The organism is Micromonospora sp. NPDC047756, from assembly GCF_055587245.1.
In genome coordinates this window covers 317,015-333,380 of sequence record NZ_JBVJGQ010000010.1, presented here as the reverse complement: position 1 = coordinate 333,380, position 16,366 = coordinate 317,015, and the positions used below count along the sequence as shown (strand labels likewise).

Below are 16,366 nucleotides of genomic sequence, written 5' to 3'. Positions count from 1 at the left end.
ACCCGCTGCCTCAAGCGCTACATCGCCCGACAGCTCTACCGCACCATCACCACCCACCACCGCACCTCTTGACAACCCCCACTCACAGATCGGCGAGGGGTGGGAGCGGGCAGGTGCGTCCGGGGGCGGGGGTTTGGACGAAGATGGGGGTATGCGGATCCTTCTGGCCGGCGCGTCCGGCTTCCTTGGCACCCGGCTGGCCGACCTGCTCGTCCGCGAGGGGCACGAGGTCACCCGACTGGTCCGTCGAGGGTCGGGCGGGCCGCGACAGCAGTTGTGGGACCCGGCAGCCGGGCAACTCGACCCGGCCGTGGTCGCCGAGGCCGACGCCGTGGTCAACCTGGCCGGCGCGGGCGTCGGCGACAAACGCTGGAACGACGAGTACCGGCGATTGATCCGCACCAGCCGGGTGGACACCACCACCACGCTGGCGACCACGATCGCCGGGCTGGCCGCCGCGGACCGGCCCCGGGTGCTGCTCAACTCCTCGGCCGTCGGTTGGTACGGCAACACGGGCGACCGCGCGGTCGAGGAGGACGCCCCGGCCGGCGAGGGTTTCCTGGCCGACGTCTGCCGGGTGTGGGAGGCCGCGACCCGTCCGGCCGAGGACGCCGGTGTACGCGTGGTCCGGCTACGTACCGGCCTGCCGCTGCACCGTGACGGCGGCCTGCTCAAGCCACAACTGTTGCCGTTCAAGCTCGGCATCGCCGGCCGGTTGGGCAGTGGCCGGCAGTGGCTGCCCTGGATCTCGATGGCCGACTGGCTGGGCGCGGTCCGTTTCCTGCTGGACCGCGACGACATCGCCGGCCCGGTCAACGTGGTGGGCCCGAACCCGGTCACCAACGCCGAGTTCACCCGCGAACTGGCCCGGCAACTGCACCGGCCGGCGGTCATCCCGATCCCCGCGCTGGCGCTCAAGGTGGCCCTCGGCGGCTTCGCCCACGAGGCACTCACCAGCACCAGAGTCCTCCCGAGCGTCCTCACCCGAGCCGGCTACCCGTACCACCACCCCACTCTCCCCACCGCCCTGACCGCAGCCCTGAAGGACTGACCAGGAGACTCCGTCGATCATGAAGTTATTGCCACTCGCCTCGGCGTGTCGTGGCAATAACTTCATGATCAACGAAGGCGGGTGAGGGGGGTCAGCAGCCGATTACCCAGTTGTTGGGGGCGGTCTGCTTGAGGGTGCTGGTGTAGAACGTGTTGTAGAGGCCCATCCGCTGGTTGGAGCCGTTGGCATAGGCGTAGCCACCGGACTGGTACGCCCGACCGGCCGCCACGTGCGCGTAGTTGCTGGCCGTCACGCAGGTCGGCGGCGTGGTCGGGGTGGCCGTCGGGGTCGGCGTGGGGGTGGCGGTCGGCGTCGGGGTGGGAGTGGCCGTCGGGGTCGGGGTCGGGTTGGTCCCGCCGCCGTTCAGACCGAAGAAGAGCGCGTCACGGTACGTGGAGCAGATGGTGTCCAGGAAGTACGCGCCCGCAGTGCCGCACTGCTCGGCCGCCGAGCCCGGGTCGACCGGGGTGCCGTGGCCCATTCCGGAGATCCGGTAGAGGCGTACGTCGTCGTTGCCGTACACCTCAAGGCTGGTGTTGCCGGGCAGCGACGAGGTGCTGGTCGGGGTCTGCGACACGCCTCGCACGTTGGTCCACTGGTCGCGGGACTCGGTGCCGTTGAGCGAAGTGACCGTGGTGTCCGAGGTGCCGTGCCAGATCGCCACCCGGGGGCGCGGGCCGGTGTAACCGGAGTACGCGCCGCGCACCAGGTCGCCCCACGCGGCCGGGGTCTTGTCCGCACCCGGGTTCATGCAGCTGAAGGCGTTGACCATGCTGGTGGCGCAGCGGTACGGGATCCCGGCGATGATCGATCCGGCGGCGAACACGTCCGGGTAGGTGGCCAGCATGACCGCGCTCATCGCCCCGCCCGCGGAGAGCCCGCTGACGTAGACGCGGGAGCCGTTCACCCCGTAGTTCGTCTTGGCGTGGTCCACCATCTGCTTGATCGACAGCGCCTCGCCCTGGCCACGGGTGGTGTCTGCGGCCTCGAAGAAGTTGAAGCAGGAGTTGGCGTTGTTGCCGGCCGGCTGCTGGGCGACGATCAGGGCGAACTTCCACTGGTCGGCGTACTTCTGCCAGCCGGAGTTGGCGAAGTAGCCGGAGGCGTTCTGGACGCAGCCGTGCAGGAGCACGACGGCCGGGGAGTTGGCCGGCAGGTTGTCCGGCCGGTAGGCGTACATGGCGAGGTTGCCGGGGTTGGAGCCGAAGCCGGTGACCTGGGTGAGGGTGGCGGCCTGGGCGGGGGCTGCGACGGCGACCGCGCCCGTGACGGCGAGGGCGAGCCCGGCGACCGCACCGAGCAGCCGGGTGAGAGTGGACGAGGAGCGGCGCACGGCGGGCCTCCTGGAAGGGGCAGACTGTGAACTGGGTCACTGTCGGGTTGCCGAGACGTTACGACGATGTGTCGCCGCTATGACATGGGGCACACTCACACATTCACGACGAACGTTGTGTACGCCGAACCCCGCCCGCCGTCGCCGTACCGGAACCGACGACAACCGCCGGTCTGACCGGAGCGTCCAGGTCCGGTTGGTAACGTCCGCTGCGTGCCGTCCTCCCCGTCGCTGGCCACCGGGCCTGCCCCCACGTCACCGCCGCGCGCCGTCCGGGACCGCCGGGCCGACCTGATCGTCGTGCTGGTGGCGCTCGCGCTCGCCGTCTGGGTGACGAGCGGGCTGTGGCGGGACCCGAACACCCGCACCATCACCGTCAACTCCAGCGACCAGGCGCTGTTCGAGTGGCTGCTGGCCTTCGGCGGGCACGCGGTCACCCACTGGGACAACCCGCTCTTCACCTACCTGATCAACGTCCCGGACGGGGTGAACCTCGCGGTCAACACGACGATCACCGTGTACGCGGTGGTCTTCGCCCCGCTCACGTACCTGATCGGGCCGCCGGCGACGTTCCTGGTGATCCTCACCCTGAACCTGCTCGCGACCGCACTGGTCTGGTACTGGCTGCTCTCCCGGCACCTGGTCCGCAGTCGGCTGGCGGCCGGGGTCGGCGCCCTGTTCATCGCCTACTCCCCCGGCATGGTGTCGCACGCCAACGCGCACCTGAACTGGACCGCCGGTTGGCTGGTGCCGCTGCTGATCTGGCGGCTGTTCGCGCTACGCCGCCCCGGGCACTGGCTTCGGGACGGGGTGATCCTCGGCGTGCTGGTGGCGGTGGCCTTCTCGATCGCCGCCGAAGGGCTCTTCTTCACCGCGCTGGCGCTGGGGGTGTTCGTCGCCATCTGGGCGCTGCACCCGGCCAACCGGGTGGAGGCCCGCGCCGTGCTGCCCACCTTCCTGCGCGGGCTCGGGGTGACCGCCGTGGTGGCCGGCGTGCTGCTGTCGTACCCCCTGTGGTTGCACTTCGCCGGGCCGCAACGGTTCCACGGCACCGGCTTCGACCCGGTGATCCACTCCGAGGACATCGCGGCGTTCGCCGCCTTCCCACGCCGCTCGCTGGCCGGCGAGGCCGGGTTGGGCACCTCGTTGGCGCCGAACCCGACCGAGGAGAACTCGTTCTTCGGCATTCCGCTGCTGGTGCTCACGGTGGTCTGTTTCGTCGCGCTGTGGCGGCGGGCCGACCCGCACCGCCGGGCCACCCTCTGGGCGCTGGGCGCCCTCGCGCTGATCTTCACGGTGCTCTCCTTCGGGCCGGTCGCCAAGGTCGACGGCCGACGTACCGACCTCCCCATGCCGTTCGACCTGGTCGGACAGCTGCCGGTGGTGAACGCCGCGCTACCGGCCCGGCTGGCCCTGGTGGTCGCGCCCGTGGTCGGGCTGCTGCTGGCGTACGCCGTCGACCAGCTGCGCGCCGCGCCACCCCGGCACCGCTCCACGGAGTTGGCCTGGCTGCTCGGCTTCGCGGTGGCCCTGGTGCCGCTGCTGCCCACCCCGCTGCTGACCGACGAGCGGGAGCCGATCCCGCGCTTCATCACCTCCGGCACCTGGCGGGACTACGTCTCGCCCGACGGGGTGCTGACCCCGGTGCCGCTGACGGTGGACATCTACCCGGACGGCCAGCGGTGGCAGGCGTACGCGCTGTCGCACCGGCAGGGCGAGTTCGCCATCCCGGGCGGTTTCTTCCTCGGGCCCGGCGGGCCGGACGGGCGGGGCCGGATCGGTCCGGTGCCGCGCACGCTCAGCGCGTTGATGGACCAGGCCGGCCGCACCGGGCTGGTCCCCATCATCACCGACGGAACGATCCGGGAGGTCCAGTCGGACCTGCGGCACTGGCGCATCGAGACGGTGGTCCTCGCCGACCAGGTGCACGGCGCGAAGTTCGAGGTCGACGAGGAGGCGCTGCGGCGTACCGGCATCGCCCTGTTCGGTGAGCCGCAACGGGTCGACGACGTCTGGCTCTGGCGCATCCCGCCCACCGATCGGTAGTCCGCGACGCGGCCGGTCGGGGCACCACGACCGGCCGTCATCGCGTCTAATGGGCCGATGGAATCGACCGGCAGGCGACTGCGGCGTGCCGCGGTGGCCGGGCTCGCGCTGGGGCTCGTCGCGCTCAGCGCGCCGGCGGCCACGGCCGCCGACCGCCCCGCCACGGCCGCGAGCCGCACTCTCACCGACAACACGGCCGCCGGAGGCGCTGTCACCGACAGCACGGCCGGGGTGGTGCCGAGCCGGGTGCGCGACCCGTGGCTGTGGCAGGCCACCGTCGGGCAACGCCCGGCCGGTCCGGCCGCGTTGGTGTTCTTCACCGACCGCACCCGCTATTTCGAGTCGACCGGCGTCCTGGTCGCCCGGGACGGCGCGTACCGGCTCATCCCGATCGGCATGGCAGAGGGGCACGGGCTGCTCTCCCCCGACGGACGCCACTACCTGCGGCCGCAGTCCGGCGAGTTGCTGGACCTCACCACCGGCCGGCAGCGCCGCACGGTGAAACCCGGGCTGCACCCGTTCGCCTGGTCACCGGATGGGCAACGCGTGCTCGGCACCCGCAGCAACGACGATCACGTGATCAGCTACGGGCCGGACAATCAGCAGCTCAACGACCCGGAAAAGCCCGACGACCTGCTCGTCGTCGACCCGTACCAGGGCACCGAGCAGGTGGTCGCGGCCGGCACCTTCGCCGACCACAACAAGGCGGCCTGGTCCCCCGCCGGCGACCTGGTGGCGGTCACCGGCTCGCCGGACGTGCCTGCCCGGCTCGCCGAGCGGCAGCGACTTGTGGTCCTGGACCCGAGCGGCGGCGGTCCTCGCTGGCAGGTCGACCTGGGCGACCGGCGGATACTGGCCGGCCCCGCCGCCTGGCATCCGGACGGCCGGCGGCTCGCGCTGCTCGCCTTCGACGGCTGCGCCGGGCCCCGGTGCACCGCCGAGCAGGTGGCGGCGCGCAGCTGGCGAATCGAGTTCCTGGACGCGACCACCGGTCAGGCGGTCGGCCAGGCCCTGCCGGCCGGCACCTCGGTCAGCGGGATCGTCGGCTGGCGCGGCGACGACCCGCTCCTGCGGTATGTCAGCAGAACGGAGGCGGACACGGACCAGCAGGCCGTTCTCGCCGCGCTGTCGCCCGAGGGCGGTCGCGAGGTGCTGGTGACCACGCCGGTCGGGTCGACCGACCTGATGGTGCCGGGCGACCTGCTGACCCGGGCCGCGTTCGGTGGGCCGGAACCCCGACCGTCACCGTTCGCCGCCCCGATCTGGGTCTACCTGACGCTGGCCGTGCCGGCGCTGCTCGTGATCGCTCTCATCGTCCGCCGCGTCCGCCGCGTCCGCCGTCACCGCGCCGCGACGGGCCCTGCTGCGCCGTGACAGCCAACCGCCGAGCGGCACGGCGACCGGCTGACCTGGTCCTCGTGAGGCGGCTCACCAGGGATGATCGCTTCAGACGGGACTAGGCTGGTTGCCGTGACAACGACGACCCCCGGCCTGACGGCCGTCCGTGCCGGTCTGCTCGACTACCAGGCCGCCTGGGACGAGCAGCGGAGCCTGCACGAGTCGGTGGTGGCTGGCGAGCGCGGCGACACAGTGCTGCTGCTGGAGCACCCGAGCGTCTACACGGCGGGCAAGCGCACCGAACCGTGGGACCGGCCCATGGACGGCACCCCGGTCGTCGACGTGGACCGTGGCGGCAAGATCACCTGGCATGGGCCGGGGCAGCTCGTCGGCTACCCGATCCTGCGCCTGCCCGACCCGGTGGACGTGGTCGCCTACGTGCGCCGGACCGAAGAGCTGCTCATCGACGTGTGCGCGGAGTTCGGGCTGACCGCCGGCCGGGTCGAGGGGCGCAGCGGGGTCTGGGTGCCCGAGGACGACCGGGGGCCGGCCCGCAAGGTGGCGGCCATCGGCATCCGGGTGGCCCGGGGCGTCACCCTGCACGGCTTCTCGATCAACTGCGACTGCGACCTGACGTACTTCGACCGGATCGTGCCGTGCGGCATCCGGGACGCCGGCGTCACCTCACTCACCGCTGAGCTTGGTCGGCCGATCAGCGTCGCCGACGTGCTTCCGGTGGTCGAACGCCGACTCTCCACCCTCATCACGGTGTGAACGACGGCCCCCGACGTCACCGCCGGGGGCCGCCTCGCTCACGGGGTCAGGCGGTGCAGGTCACGGGGGAACGCGGTGACCTCGCGGACGTTCGCCGCGCCGACCAGCCGGGCCACGAACCGTTCCAGACCGATGGCGAAGCCGCCGTGCGGCGGCATGCCGTGCCGGAACGCGTCCAGGTAGCCGGCGTACGGCTCGACCGGCTCGCCCCGGGCCGCCAACGCCGCCAGGTAGTCGGCGTGCCGGTGCAACCGCTGCCCGCCGGTGACCAGCTCCAAACCGCGAAACAGCAGGTCAAAACCGTTCGAGTACGCGGGCCGCGCCGGGTCCGGGTGGGTGTAGAAGGGCCGCTTGGCCATCGGGTAGCCGGTGACGAACAGGAAGTCCGACCCGTGTTCGCGGCGGGCCCACTCGCCCAGCGCCCGTTCGTGGGCGGGCGCGAGGTCCGGCTCGTCGGCGGGCGCGCCGGCGATCGTCAGCGCCTCGGTGAAGTGCACCGCCGGGATCTCCGCCGGCACCTGCGGCGGCGTGACGCCGAGCGTGGCCAGTGCGCCGCCGGCCCGCTCGCCCACGGTGCCGAGCATCCCGGCCACCGTGTCGCGCAGTACGCGCATCACGTCCCGGTGGTCGCCGACGAAGCCCAGCTCCGCGTCGAGCGACGTGTACTGCGCGAGGTGCCGGACCGTGTCGTGCGGTTCGGCCCGGAAGACCGGCCCGACCTCGTAGACACGTTCGAAGACGCCGACCATCACCTGCTTGTAGAACTGCGGTGACTGGGCCAGGTAGGCGGGTCGACCGAACCAGTCCAGCGCGAACACGTCCGCACCGCTCTCGGTGCTGGAGCTGACCACCTTCGGCGTGTGGACCTCCACGAAGTCCTGGACGTCGAGGGCGGCCCGGAACCCCGCCACGGCGGCCGCCGAGATCCGCAGGGCGGCCGAACGGGTGGGGTGGCGCAGCGCGGTGGGCGCGTTGTCGAGCTGCGTGGGCAGGCTCGCGGTGAGTGCCGGCCGGTACAGGTCGAACGGCGGCGGCACGGCGGGCGGCCCGAGCAGACGTACCGTCGGGTCGGTCAGCTCGACCCCGGCGGGCGTCGTGCCGTTCGCGGTGGCCGTCGCGGTGACCTCGACGGCCGTCTCTTCGGTGAGTTTCTCCAGCTCGGCGCGGACGGTCGGGTCGGTGACGACCACCTGGGTCAGGCCGGTGGCGTCGCGCACGATCAGGAAGGCCACCGACTTGAGCAGTCGGCGACGGTGCACCCAGCCGGCGATCCGCACTGTCGTGCCGACGTGCGCGGGCAGGTGGTGGGACAGGGTTCGTTGCATGGCGAGTTGCTCCTCGGTCGATCGCCACGCCGTCGCCGCCCCGGGGTGGCGAAAGCGTCGCATCAGCCCCAGGGAGGTGTGGGCGAGCGGGATCCTCGCGGTGCCACCACACCTTCGCCCCCGCCGGAGCGGGGGCCTCGTTCGTCGCCTGATGACCGGGGCCAGCCGGGCGGGCTCTACTGGGCGCGGAGGGCCCGCGGCCGTTCTTCCCGCAGCTCGGGAGGGTCTTCGCGCCCCGGCGCCAGACCGCCTCTCAGCACCGGCGGCTCTCTGCGCTGGCGGGTCGGGGGCTACTCGGCTCCGTCGTCGCTGTTGGCGGTGACCGTAGCACCCGAATCCCTCTCGTGTGACGCACATTTTCGACACCCCGGTGTCCGGCGTCACAACGTTTGGGGCGTGACGCCGGTCGCCTGACGCACATAGACGGCTGCCGTCCGGCGTAGGCTCATTTTCGTGACGATCGAGCACTCCGCGCCGACGACCGGCCAGGCAGCGCGCACCGCAACGGCGGCCCCCGAGGGGCGGCGTCTGCTGCGGATCGAGGCGCGTAACGCCGAGACGCCGATCGAGCGCAAACCGCCATGGATCAAGGTCAAGGCCAAGATGGGCCCGGAGTACACCCAGTTGCGCGGGCTCGTCTCGCGCGAGGGGCTGCACACCGTCTGCCAGGAGGCCGGCTGCCCCAACATCTACGAATGTTGGGAAGACCGGGAGGCCACCTTCCTCATCGGTGGTGACCAGTGCACCCGGCGCTGCGACTTCTGCCAGATCGACACCGGCAAGCCGGCCGAGTTCGACGCCGACGAGCCGCGCCGCGTCGCCGAGTCGGTGGTCTCGATGGGGCTGCGTTACGCCACCATCACCGGTGTCGCCCGTGACGACCTGCCCGACGGCGGTGCCTGGCTGTACGCCGAGACCGTCCGACAGATCCACGCGTTGCAGCCCGGCTGCGGCGTCGAGCTGCTGATCCCGGACTTCAACGCCGTCCCCGAGCAGTTGGCCGAGGTCTTCGGCTCCCGCCCCGAGGTGCTGGCCCACAACGTGGAGACGGTGCCGCGCATCTTCAAGCGCATCCGCCCGGCGTTCCGCTACGACCGCTCGCTGGACGTGATCCGGCAGGCCCGCGCCGACGGCCTGGTCACCAAGAGCAACCTGATCCTGGGCATGGGCGAGGAGCGGGCCGAAGTGTCGCAGGCCCTGCGCGACCTGCACGACGCCGGCTGCGAACTGATCACCATCACCCAGTACCTGCGCCCCTCGCCCCGCCACCACCCGGTGACCCGCTGGGTCAAGCCGGAGGAGTTCGTGGAGCTGCGCGAGGAGGCCGAGGAGATCGGCTTCGCCGGGGTGATGAGCGGGCCGCTGGTGCGTTCGTCGTACCGGGCCGGCCGGCTCTACCAGCAGGCCATCGACGCCCGCGCCGCCGCCTCGGTCGCCACCGCCAGCTGACGTCGCCGGCAGCGCCGCGCGGCCGTTCCGCGTCCGGGTGTCATGATCCTGTGATGACCGTCGGCGTACGCGAGCAGCCGCGCGGCGCGGGCCCGCCGCGCCCGCGACCGGGCGCGCGTACCGGCCTGGTCGGTTGGCTCACCGGGTTGGCGGTGCTCGCCGGGGTGGGTTACCGGCTCTGGCTGCTGCTGCACGCCGCCCCGCCGACGAACAGCGACGAGGCCACCATGGGGCTGGCCGCGCTGCACATCGCCCGGGGCGAGGGCTTCCCGGTCTGGTTCTACGGCCAGCAGTACATGGGCACGCTGGAGGCGTACCTGGCCGCGCCGGTGTTCGCCCTCGCCGGTGGACCGTCGCTGCTCGGGCTGCGGTTGCCCACGCTGGCCCTGTACGCGCTGTTCCTGCTGCTGGCCTGGCGGTTGACCCTGCGGCTGACCGGGGACCGGTGGTTCGGCCCGCTGATGGTGGCTCTGCTGGCCCTCGGCTCCGACCGGATCGTCAAGAACCAGCTGATCGCCGGCGGCGGCTACCCCGAGATGAACGCGGCCGGGGCGGCGCTGGCCCTGCTCGCCGTGGACCTCGCCACCGGCCGACCGGGGCAGCGGACGGCCGATGCCGGGCGACCCGACGGGCGGGCGACCGACGCCGGGCGACCCGGTTGGCGGCTGGCGCGCTGGGCCCTGTGGGGGTTGCTGGCCGGGCTGATGCTCTGGGTCGACCCGCTCGTGCTGCCGTACGTCGCGGCCACCGGCGCGGTCCTCGTCGGGTTCCGCCGCCGGGAGCTGTGGGGTGCAGCCGGGGCGGTCCTCGGGGCGGCGGCCGTGCTGGGAGCGGCCCCGCTGCTGCTGCACAGCTTGCTGACCGGGCGCAACCCGCTGCGCGCCGTGCTCGCGGCCAGCGGCACGAACGCCAGCGCGGACTGGCCGGACCGGCTGCACGGCGGCCTGGTGCTCGGCCCCGGGCTGGGCATGGGATTCTGCGCTCCCGGGCAGTGCGCCACCTGGCAACTGTGGTGGGCGCTCGCCCTGCCGCTGCTGCTGGCCATCGCCGCCGTCACCGCCTGGCGGGCCCTGCGTACCGGCGAACCCGATCTCGCCGGCTCTGCCGCTGTCGGCCCCGACGCGGTGTCGCCTCGGGTGGCCGCGGCGGCGCGGCTGGCGCTCGTACTGGCCGCGGTGGCCACCCTCGGCGCGTACACAGTGAGCAGTTCCGCCGGGCTCACCCCGGTGGAGAGTTCCCGCTACCTGTCCTGCCTGCTCATCTCCCTGCCGGCGCTGCTCTGGCCGGTGTGGACGGTGGCCCGGCACGGGCTGCGTCCGGCGGCGACCGGCCGACGTGGCGTCGGGCCGACGCTGGCCCGGTCGGTCGCGGTGGTGGTGCTCGCCGCCACGCTGGGCACGGCGGCCCACGCCACCTGGCGGGCGGCGGAGACCGTCCCGGCGACCCGGGCCGCCGAGGCCCGGCACACCGAGCTGATGAGCACCCTGCGTCAGCTCGGCGTACGGCACGTGCGCGCCGGCTACTGGACCTGCAACCGGCTCACCTTTGCCAGCGCCGAGCAGGTGGTCTGCGCGGTCGTCGACGACACCCTGCGCCCCGGTTTCGACCGCTACCCCGCGTACCGGCGGGAGGTGGACAGGGCGGCGGCACCGGCCTGGGTCGCCCCGGCCGGCTCACCCCTCGCGAAGGTGCTCGACGAGCGACAGCGAACCACGCCGGGCAGCCTCGACCTGGTCACCATCGAGGGCTGGCGCATCTACCTGCCGCGCTGACCCCGACGGCCCACGTCAGCGCGGCGGTCCCGGCGGGCGTCAGCGCGGCCCGGCGGTCCCGGCGGGCATCAGCGCGGCCCGGCGGCCTCGGTGAGCAGGCCGAGGCGGTGGGCCAGGGCGGCGGCCTCGACCCGGTTGGTCACACCCAGCTTCGCGATGATCCGGGAGACGTGCACGCTCGCGGTCTTCGGCGAGATGAACAGCCGCTCGGCGATCCGGCTGTTGCTGTGCCCCTCGGCGACCAGGCGCAGCACCTCCCGCTCCCGGGCGGTCAACAGGTCCGCTCCGGCCCCGCCCCCGGCGCGCAGGCCAACCCGCCGCGCCAGGGTGGCGGCCGCCTCGACCAGCGGGGTCGCGCCCAGCCGCCGGCCGATCTCGGTGGCCTCGGTGACCGCCGCCGCCGCCTCGTCGCGCTCCCCCGCTGCGGCCGTCGCCTCGCCCAGCGCCAGCAGCGCCCTGCCCAACGGGTAGGGCTGCCCGTCGGCCCGCCACGCGTCGACCGCCGCACGCCACGCCGGCAGCGCCTGGTCGCCGACCGCGAGCAGCGCGGTGACCTGGGCGGCGTGCGCGCGGGCGGCCGGGTGCCGCGCCGGCAGGTCGGTGGCGAGCGCCGCCACGGCCGCGGCCAACTCCCGGTCACTCACCCGCGCCGCGGTACGCGCGGCGGCGCTGAGCACCGGCCAGCCCTCCCGGGGCAGGCGCGGCAGGCTCTCGTCGGCCACCGCTACGCGGGCCGCCCGTACCGCCTCGATTTTGTCGTCCGCGGCCAGCGCCGCCTCGATCGCCAGCTCGCGCAGGGGCAGGCGGTGGTTCGGCCACAGGTACGGTCGGTTGAGGAAGGTGAGCGCCCGCTCGACCAGCTCGTCGGCGCCCGGATGGGCGCGGGCCAGCCGCAGCCCGGCGCCCAACTGGATCCAGTGCAGACTGGTGACACCGGACAGGTCGATCCGGGCAGCCTCTCCGCAGACCGCCTCGGCCTCGTCCCACCGACCCAACGCGATGAGCGCCTCGGCCCGGTTGGAGAGCAGGTACGCCCCGGTGGAGCGGCTGATCCCCACCCGTCGCGCCTCGGCCACGCCGGCCTCGGCGGCCTGCGCGGACTCGGCGTAGCGGCCCAGCTCGCACAGCACGTCCGACTGGTACACCCGGGCGAGCACCAGAGCCGTGGAGTCCCCGGACTCGCGGACGACGGCCTCAGCCTGGCTCAGCTCGGCCAACCCCCGCTCCAGGTCCCGCTCGCCGTGGCAGAGCAGGGCGATCCGGGTGTGCAGCAACGCCAGGTCCTCGCCGAGCGCCCTGCCGTCCACGGCAGCCTCGGCAGCCACCCGGGCCGCCTGTCCAGGGTCGATCTTGACCATGTGCGCGGCGATGTCGGCCAGCAGCCGAACCCGCGCCACGTCACGGGGGCCGCCGGCGGCCAGCCGGTACGCCTCGTCCAGCTCGCGGCGACCGTCGCTCTTGCCGAGCAGGGCCATCAGCCGACCCCGCTGGTTGAGCAGGCGGGCGGCGCGCAGCGGTGCGGCGTCGGTGTCCACCTCGGCCAGTCCGGCCCGGGTCAGCGTGATGGCCCGGCTGAAGTCGCCGGCCGTGACCGCCGCGGCCAGCGTCTGCTCCAGCAACGCCAGATGGTCCATGCCGAGTAGATCGGCGGCGTCCGGCACCAGTTCCCACAACTCCAGCGCCCGCTCCAACAGTCGACGCTGCTCGGCGTACGCGTAGCGGTCGGCGGCGGCGCACGCGGCGGCTCGTGCGGCGACGAGGGCGCGCGGGTGGTCGTGCGCGGCGTACCAGTGGTGGGCGATCTCGGCCGGGGCCCGGCCGGCGGCGACCAGATGCGGTTGGGCCTCGATGGCGGCGGCGAAACGGGCGTGCAGCCGGGCGTGCTCACCGGGCAGCAACTCGTCGTGTACGGCCTCGCGGACCAGCGCGTGTCGGAACTCGTAGTCACCGTCCCGGTCGGCCACCACCAACTGGGCGGCGACGGCGGCGCGTAACGCGTCCTCCAGCTCGGTTTCGGGCAGCCCGGCGACCTCGGCGAGCAGGTCGTGGGCGAACCGGGTGCCGCCGGCGGCGGCGATCCGCAGCACCCGCTGCGCCGGCTCCGGAAGCCGGTCCACCCGGGCCAGCAGCAGGTCACGCAGCGTCTCGGGCAGCGCCGCGCAGCCGATCGGGTCACCGGCGACAGCCAACTCCTCGATGAAGAAGGGGTTGCCCTGGGTGCGGCGGTGGACATCGTCGACGGCGCGGGCGATCGGCTCGGCGCCGAGCAGGTCGGCGAGGATCGCGGCGGTGCCGTCGCGGTCCAGGCGGGCCAGCTCGACCCGCTGCACACCCCGGGCCCGATCCAGCTCGGCGAGGAACGGGCGCAGCGGGTGCCCGCGCTGCAACTCGTCCGTGCGGTAGGTGCAGACCAGCAGCAGCCGGCCCGGCCTCGCCGCCCGGACGAGGAAACCGATCAGGTCGCGGGTGGAACGGTCGGCCCAGTGCAGGTCCTCGATGATCAGGACCAGCGGGCGCGCATCGGCCAGCCGCTGGAACAGCTCGGCGACCAGGTCGAACAGGTAGCCGCGCGGGGCGTCGCCGAGCGGGACCGCGCGCGGGGTGGTCAGCGCCGCGGAGGCACGCCCCAGCTCCGGCAGGAGCGGAGCGAACTCCGCCTCGTAACCGGCGAAGACCTCCGGGCCGTCGGCGCGGAGCACCGCCCGCAACGCGGCGGCGAACGGCGCGAACGGCAGACCCGCCTCGCCCAGCTCCAGGCACTGGCCGACGAGCACCCGCGCCGCGCCCTCGGTGGCCCAGCCCGCGAACTCCTCCAGCAGCCGCGTCTTACCCACCCCAGCCTCGCCGCCGACCAGCACGGCGGTCGGCTCCCCGGCCCGCGCCCGGCCCAGCGCGTCTCGTAGTGCCACGGTCTCGCGGTGACGCCCGACGAGGACGGAGCTGGCGGCGCGTACGGTCACGTGTTCGAGCATGCCATGACGGCCCGCCCCGCCGGCCCCGCCGATCGGCCGGCTGCCGGGCGGCGGGGTCGGATCGGTTCGAGCGGCCAACCCGCCGGGTGGGCTAGTCGTGACAGCCACGCCGGGCGCGGTGGACCTGGCATCCACTGCGGCAGCGGTGGACGTGGCAGCCACGCCGGGCGCGGTGGACGTGGCAGCCACGCCGGGCGCGGTGGACGTGGCGGCCACCCTGAGCGCGGTCACCGGCGGGCGTCGCCGGTGCGACCGGCCTGCCTGCGCCGGCCCAACCACCCTCGGCTGACCGGACGGGACAGGGACCGGGCGAGCCGGTCGGCGGCAGCGTCGGCGCGCAGCTCGGCGGCGTGGGTACGGTGCAGGGTGAGCAGGAAATCTGCGTCGTTGCCGAACATGTCGGGCTCCTTCGTGGCGTCGTCGTCTTCTGCTGACGACTCTTCGCGCGAAGGCCCCACCCGGGCATGGGCACGGTGCCTCATCTTCCGCGCCCACTGCCTCCTTACCCGGCCACTCAGGGCGCTCGCGGCGACGTAAGGTACTCAGCTGCCCCGGCACCCGGACGCGGATCAACCGGGCCGGCGGCGACCACTAGACTCTGCGGCATGGCAAAGCCCCAGGAGAAGGTCTCGTTCGGCCAGCGGCTGAAGCAGATCGGGATGGTGTTCCAGTTCACCGCCAAGCAGGACCGGTGGTTCGCGCCGTTGGTCGCCGCCGCGGTGCTGCTCCCGCTCGCGCTCACCGTGGTCGCGGTCATCCTCTGGGGCTGGATCTGGCTGCCGCTGGGCATCCTGTTCATCCTGCTCGCGGTGCTGATCGTGCTCAACCTGCGGTCCAACAAGGCGATGATGAACGCCGCCGAGGGGCAACCCGGCGCGGCGGCGCAGATCATGGAGAACATGCGCGGCGACTGGCGGGTGACCCCGGCGGTCAGCTCGACCACCCAGATGGACATGATCCACCTGGTGATCGGGCGCCCGGGCGTGATCCTGCTGGCCGAGGGCAACCCGCAGCGGGTGCGCGGCCTGCTCGGCCAGGAGAAGCGGCGGCTGTCCAAGGTGATCGGCTCCGCTCCCCTGCACGACTACGTGATCGGGCAGGAGGAGGGCGAGCTGCCGATCCGCAAGCTGCGGACCACGCTGCTGCGCCTGCCCCGCGCCCTCTCCGGCAAGGACGTCAACTCGCTGGACAAGCGCCTCAAGGCGCTCACCGCCCGGCCGCAGATGCCCAAGGGCGCGATCCCGAAGAACATGCGGCCGCCGGGCGCCTTCCGCCAGTCGCGGGGCCGCTGACCCCCGAGGTGTACGCGTAAAGGAGCCGGACCCATACGGGTCCGGCTCTTTCGCGTCTGGCGTCGAACGCGCCCCGCCCATCCCGCCCCACCCCCTGCCCCGTCGATCATGGAGTTGTGGTCGGTGACAAAGTGCCTGCCCCAGACCAAACCGGGCACCGCAACTCCATGATCGACGAGGCCGAGCTCCCCCTCCTCCGCGATCTTGCACTTTCTGTTGCGACATAAGCGGGCATCTCGTGCATATCGGCGACAGGAATTGCAAGATCGACGCGGGCGAGGGGTTCCGGAGTGGCGATCCTGGGTTCGGAACTCGCCGTGTCACCTGGGCCAGGGGTCGATTGCGATCTTTCCGGGAGCCGTGGTGGCGGGAGCCGTGGTGCCGAGAGCCCGGTGGCGGGAACCGGGTGGCGGGGTGGCGTGGAGCAGGCTCGGCGTGGGTCGGGTCAGGCGCGGGGGGCGTCGACGATGACGGAGCCGGCGATCCGGTCGTGCAGGCCGCGTCGGTGCTCGTCCATGATCAGTGCGGGGACGACAAGGGCCAGCAGGAGGCCACGGATCAGCCCCCGGAGCACGCCGATCCGGCCGCCGTCGTGCCAGTTCACGCAGCGGACCTTCGTGATGAACATGCCCGGAGTCTGGGCGAACAGGCCGAGGAAGATGCCGTACACCAGGACCAGCACCAGCACCGGGGCCCAGCCGTCGCGTACCGGGTCGGCGAAGAAGTTGGACACCAGCAGGCAGAGCACCCAGTCGATGATCAGCGCCCCGAACCGCCGACCGAGGCTCGGCGCGGTGAAGCTGGGGTCGGTGGCCGGCGCTGCCGGGAGGTGCGGATTGGTCACAGCGGTCAAGGGTATCCGCGCCGGGATGAGGGCTTGCCGGGTGCCGCCGCCACTGCGTGCCGATTCAGGCCAAAGCAATCAGATGTTATTACAATGGCACAGTCGGTACGGCGTCCCTGGCGGGCCTGAGGCGTGGACGGGGCGTGCCTGACGCTCCGCGAGGGACGTAA

General features: G+C 73.0%; 12 protein-coding genes. 7 read left to right on the top strand and 5 right to left on the bottom strand.

The annotated features are described in order from the left end of the window. The first annotated feature begins 151 nt into the window (after nucleotides 1–151). Nucleotides 152–1,051: a TIGR01777 family oxidoreductase gene (locus tag ACZ6NZ_RS30930; RefSeq protein WP_465861353.1), complete on the top strand. Its 900-nt coding sequence runs from the start codon at nucleotides 152–154 to the stop codon at nucleotides 1,049–1,051. Between the two features lie 91 nt (nucleotides 1,052–1,142). On the opposite strand, the gene ACZ6NZ_RS30925 is transcribed toward ACZ6NZ_RS30930, so the two are convergent. After that, nucleotides 1,143–2,384, bottom strand: a complete 1,242-nt coding sequence (locus ACZ6NZ_RS30925) for an extracellular catalytic domain type 1 short-chain-length polyhydroxyalkanoate depolymerase (RefSeq protein ID WP_465861352.1) — start codon at nucleotides 2,382–2,384, stop codon at nucleotides 1,143–1,145. 213 nt (nucleotides 2,385–2,597) lie between these two features. On the opposite strand from ACZ6NZ_RS30925, the gene ACZ6NZ_RS30920 reads away from it, so the two are divergent. The 3 genes from ACZ6NZ_RS30920 to lipB all read left to right on the top strand — a co-directional run bounded on the left by ACZ6NZ_RS30920 (nucleotide 2,598) and on the right by lipB (nucleotide 6,542). Next, nucleotides 2,598–4,430, top strand: coding sequence for a DUF6311 domain-containing protein (locus tag ACZ6NZ_RS30920; RefSeq protein ID WP_366608867.1), 1,833 nt, complete (start codon nucleotides 2,598–2,600; stop codon nucleotides 4,428–4,430). A gap of 57 nt (nucleotides 4,431–4,487) precedes the next feature. After that, nucleotides 4,488–5,804, top strand: coding sequence for a hypothetical protein (locus ACZ6NZ_RS30915; RefSeq protein ID WP_465861351.1), 1,317 nt, complete (start codon nucleotides 4,488–4,490; stop codon nucleotides 5,802–5,804). A 96-nt stretch (nucleotides 5,805–5,900) separates the two neighbouring features. Next, nucleotides 5,901–6,542: a lipoyl(octanoyl) transferase LipB gene (gene lipB, locus ACZ6NZ_RS30910; protein WP_366608869.1), complete on the top strand. Its 642-nt coding sequence runs from the start codon at nucleotides 5,901–5,903 to the stop codon at nucleotides 6,540–6,542. 38 nt (nucleotides 6,543–6,580) lie between these two features. Here lipB and aspS read toward each other — a convergent pair whose 3' ends face one another. After that, nucleotides 6,581–7,867 carry an aspartate--tRNA(Asn) ligase gene (gene aspS / locus ACZ6NZ_RS30905; protein ID WP_465861350.1) on the bottom strand — a complete coding sequence of 429 codons (1,287 nt, stop codon included), beginning with the start codon at nucleotides 7,865–7,867 and terminating at the stop codon, nucleotides 6,581–6,583. A 453-nt stretch (nucleotides 7,868–8,320) separates the two neighbouring features. Here aspS and lipA point away from each other — a divergent pair, with 453 nt between their 5' ends. Both lipA and ACZ6NZ_RS30895 read left to right on the top strand, forming a co-directional pair. Beyond that, on the top strand, nucleotides 8,321–9,316 hold the full coding sequence (gene lipA, locus ACZ6NZ_RS30900; RefSeq protein WP_366608871.1) for a lipoyl synthase: 996 nt from the start codon (nucleotides 8,321–8,323) through the stop codon (nucleotides 9,314–9,316). Nucleotides 9,317–9,369: 53 nt separating this feature from the next. Next, a complete protein-coding gene (locus ACZ6NZ_RS30895; protein ID WP_465861349.1) occupies nucleotides 9,370–11,088 on the top strand; it encodes a hypothetical protein in 1,719 nt (572 codons plus the stop codon). A 68-nt stretch (nucleotides 11,089–11,156) separates the two neighbouring features. Here the strand turns inward: ACZ6NZ_RS30895 and ACZ6NZ_RS30890 are convergent, their stop codons facing one another. Together ACZ6NZ_RS30890 and ACZ6NZ_RS30885 are read right to left on the bottom strand one after the other, a co-directional pair. Then, nucleotides 11,157–14,048, bottom strand: a complete 2,892-nt coding sequence (locus ACZ6NZ_RS30890) for a helix-turn-helix transcriptional regulator (protein WP_465861348.1) — start codon at nucleotides 14,046–14,048, stop codon at nucleotides 11,157–11,159. A gap of 239 nt (nucleotides 14,049–14,287) precedes the next feature. Further along, on the bottom strand, nucleotides 14,288–14,458 hold the full coding sequence (locus tag ACZ6NZ_RS30885) for a hypothetical protein (RefSeq protein WP_167362519.1): 171 nt from the start codon (nucleotides 14,456–14,458) through the stop codon (nucleotides 14,288–14,290). A 207-nt stretch (nucleotides 14,459–14,665) separates the two neighbouring features. On the opposite strand from ACZ6NZ_RS30885, the gene ACZ6NZ_RS30880 reads away from it, so the two are divergent. Then, the gene (locus tag ACZ6NZ_RS30880) at nucleotides 14,666–15,352 is read left to right on the top strand and encodes a DUF4191 domain-containing protein (RefSeq protein ID WP_347659390.1); all 687 of its coding nucleotides are present in this window, start codon (nucleotides 14,666–14,668) and stop codon (nucleotides 15,350–15,352) included. A 445-nt stretch (nucleotides 15,353–15,797) separates the two neighbouring features. Here ACZ6NZ_RS30880 and ACZ6NZ_RS30875 read toward each other — a convergent pair whose 3' ends face one another. After that, nucleotides 15,798–16,196, bottom strand: a complete 399-nt coding sequence (locus tag ACZ6NZ_RS30875) for an RDD family protein (protein ID WP_366608875.1) — start codon at nucleotides 16,194–16,196, stop codon at nucleotides 15,798–15,800. Between the last annotated feature and the right edge of the window lie 170 nt (nucleotides 16,197–16,366).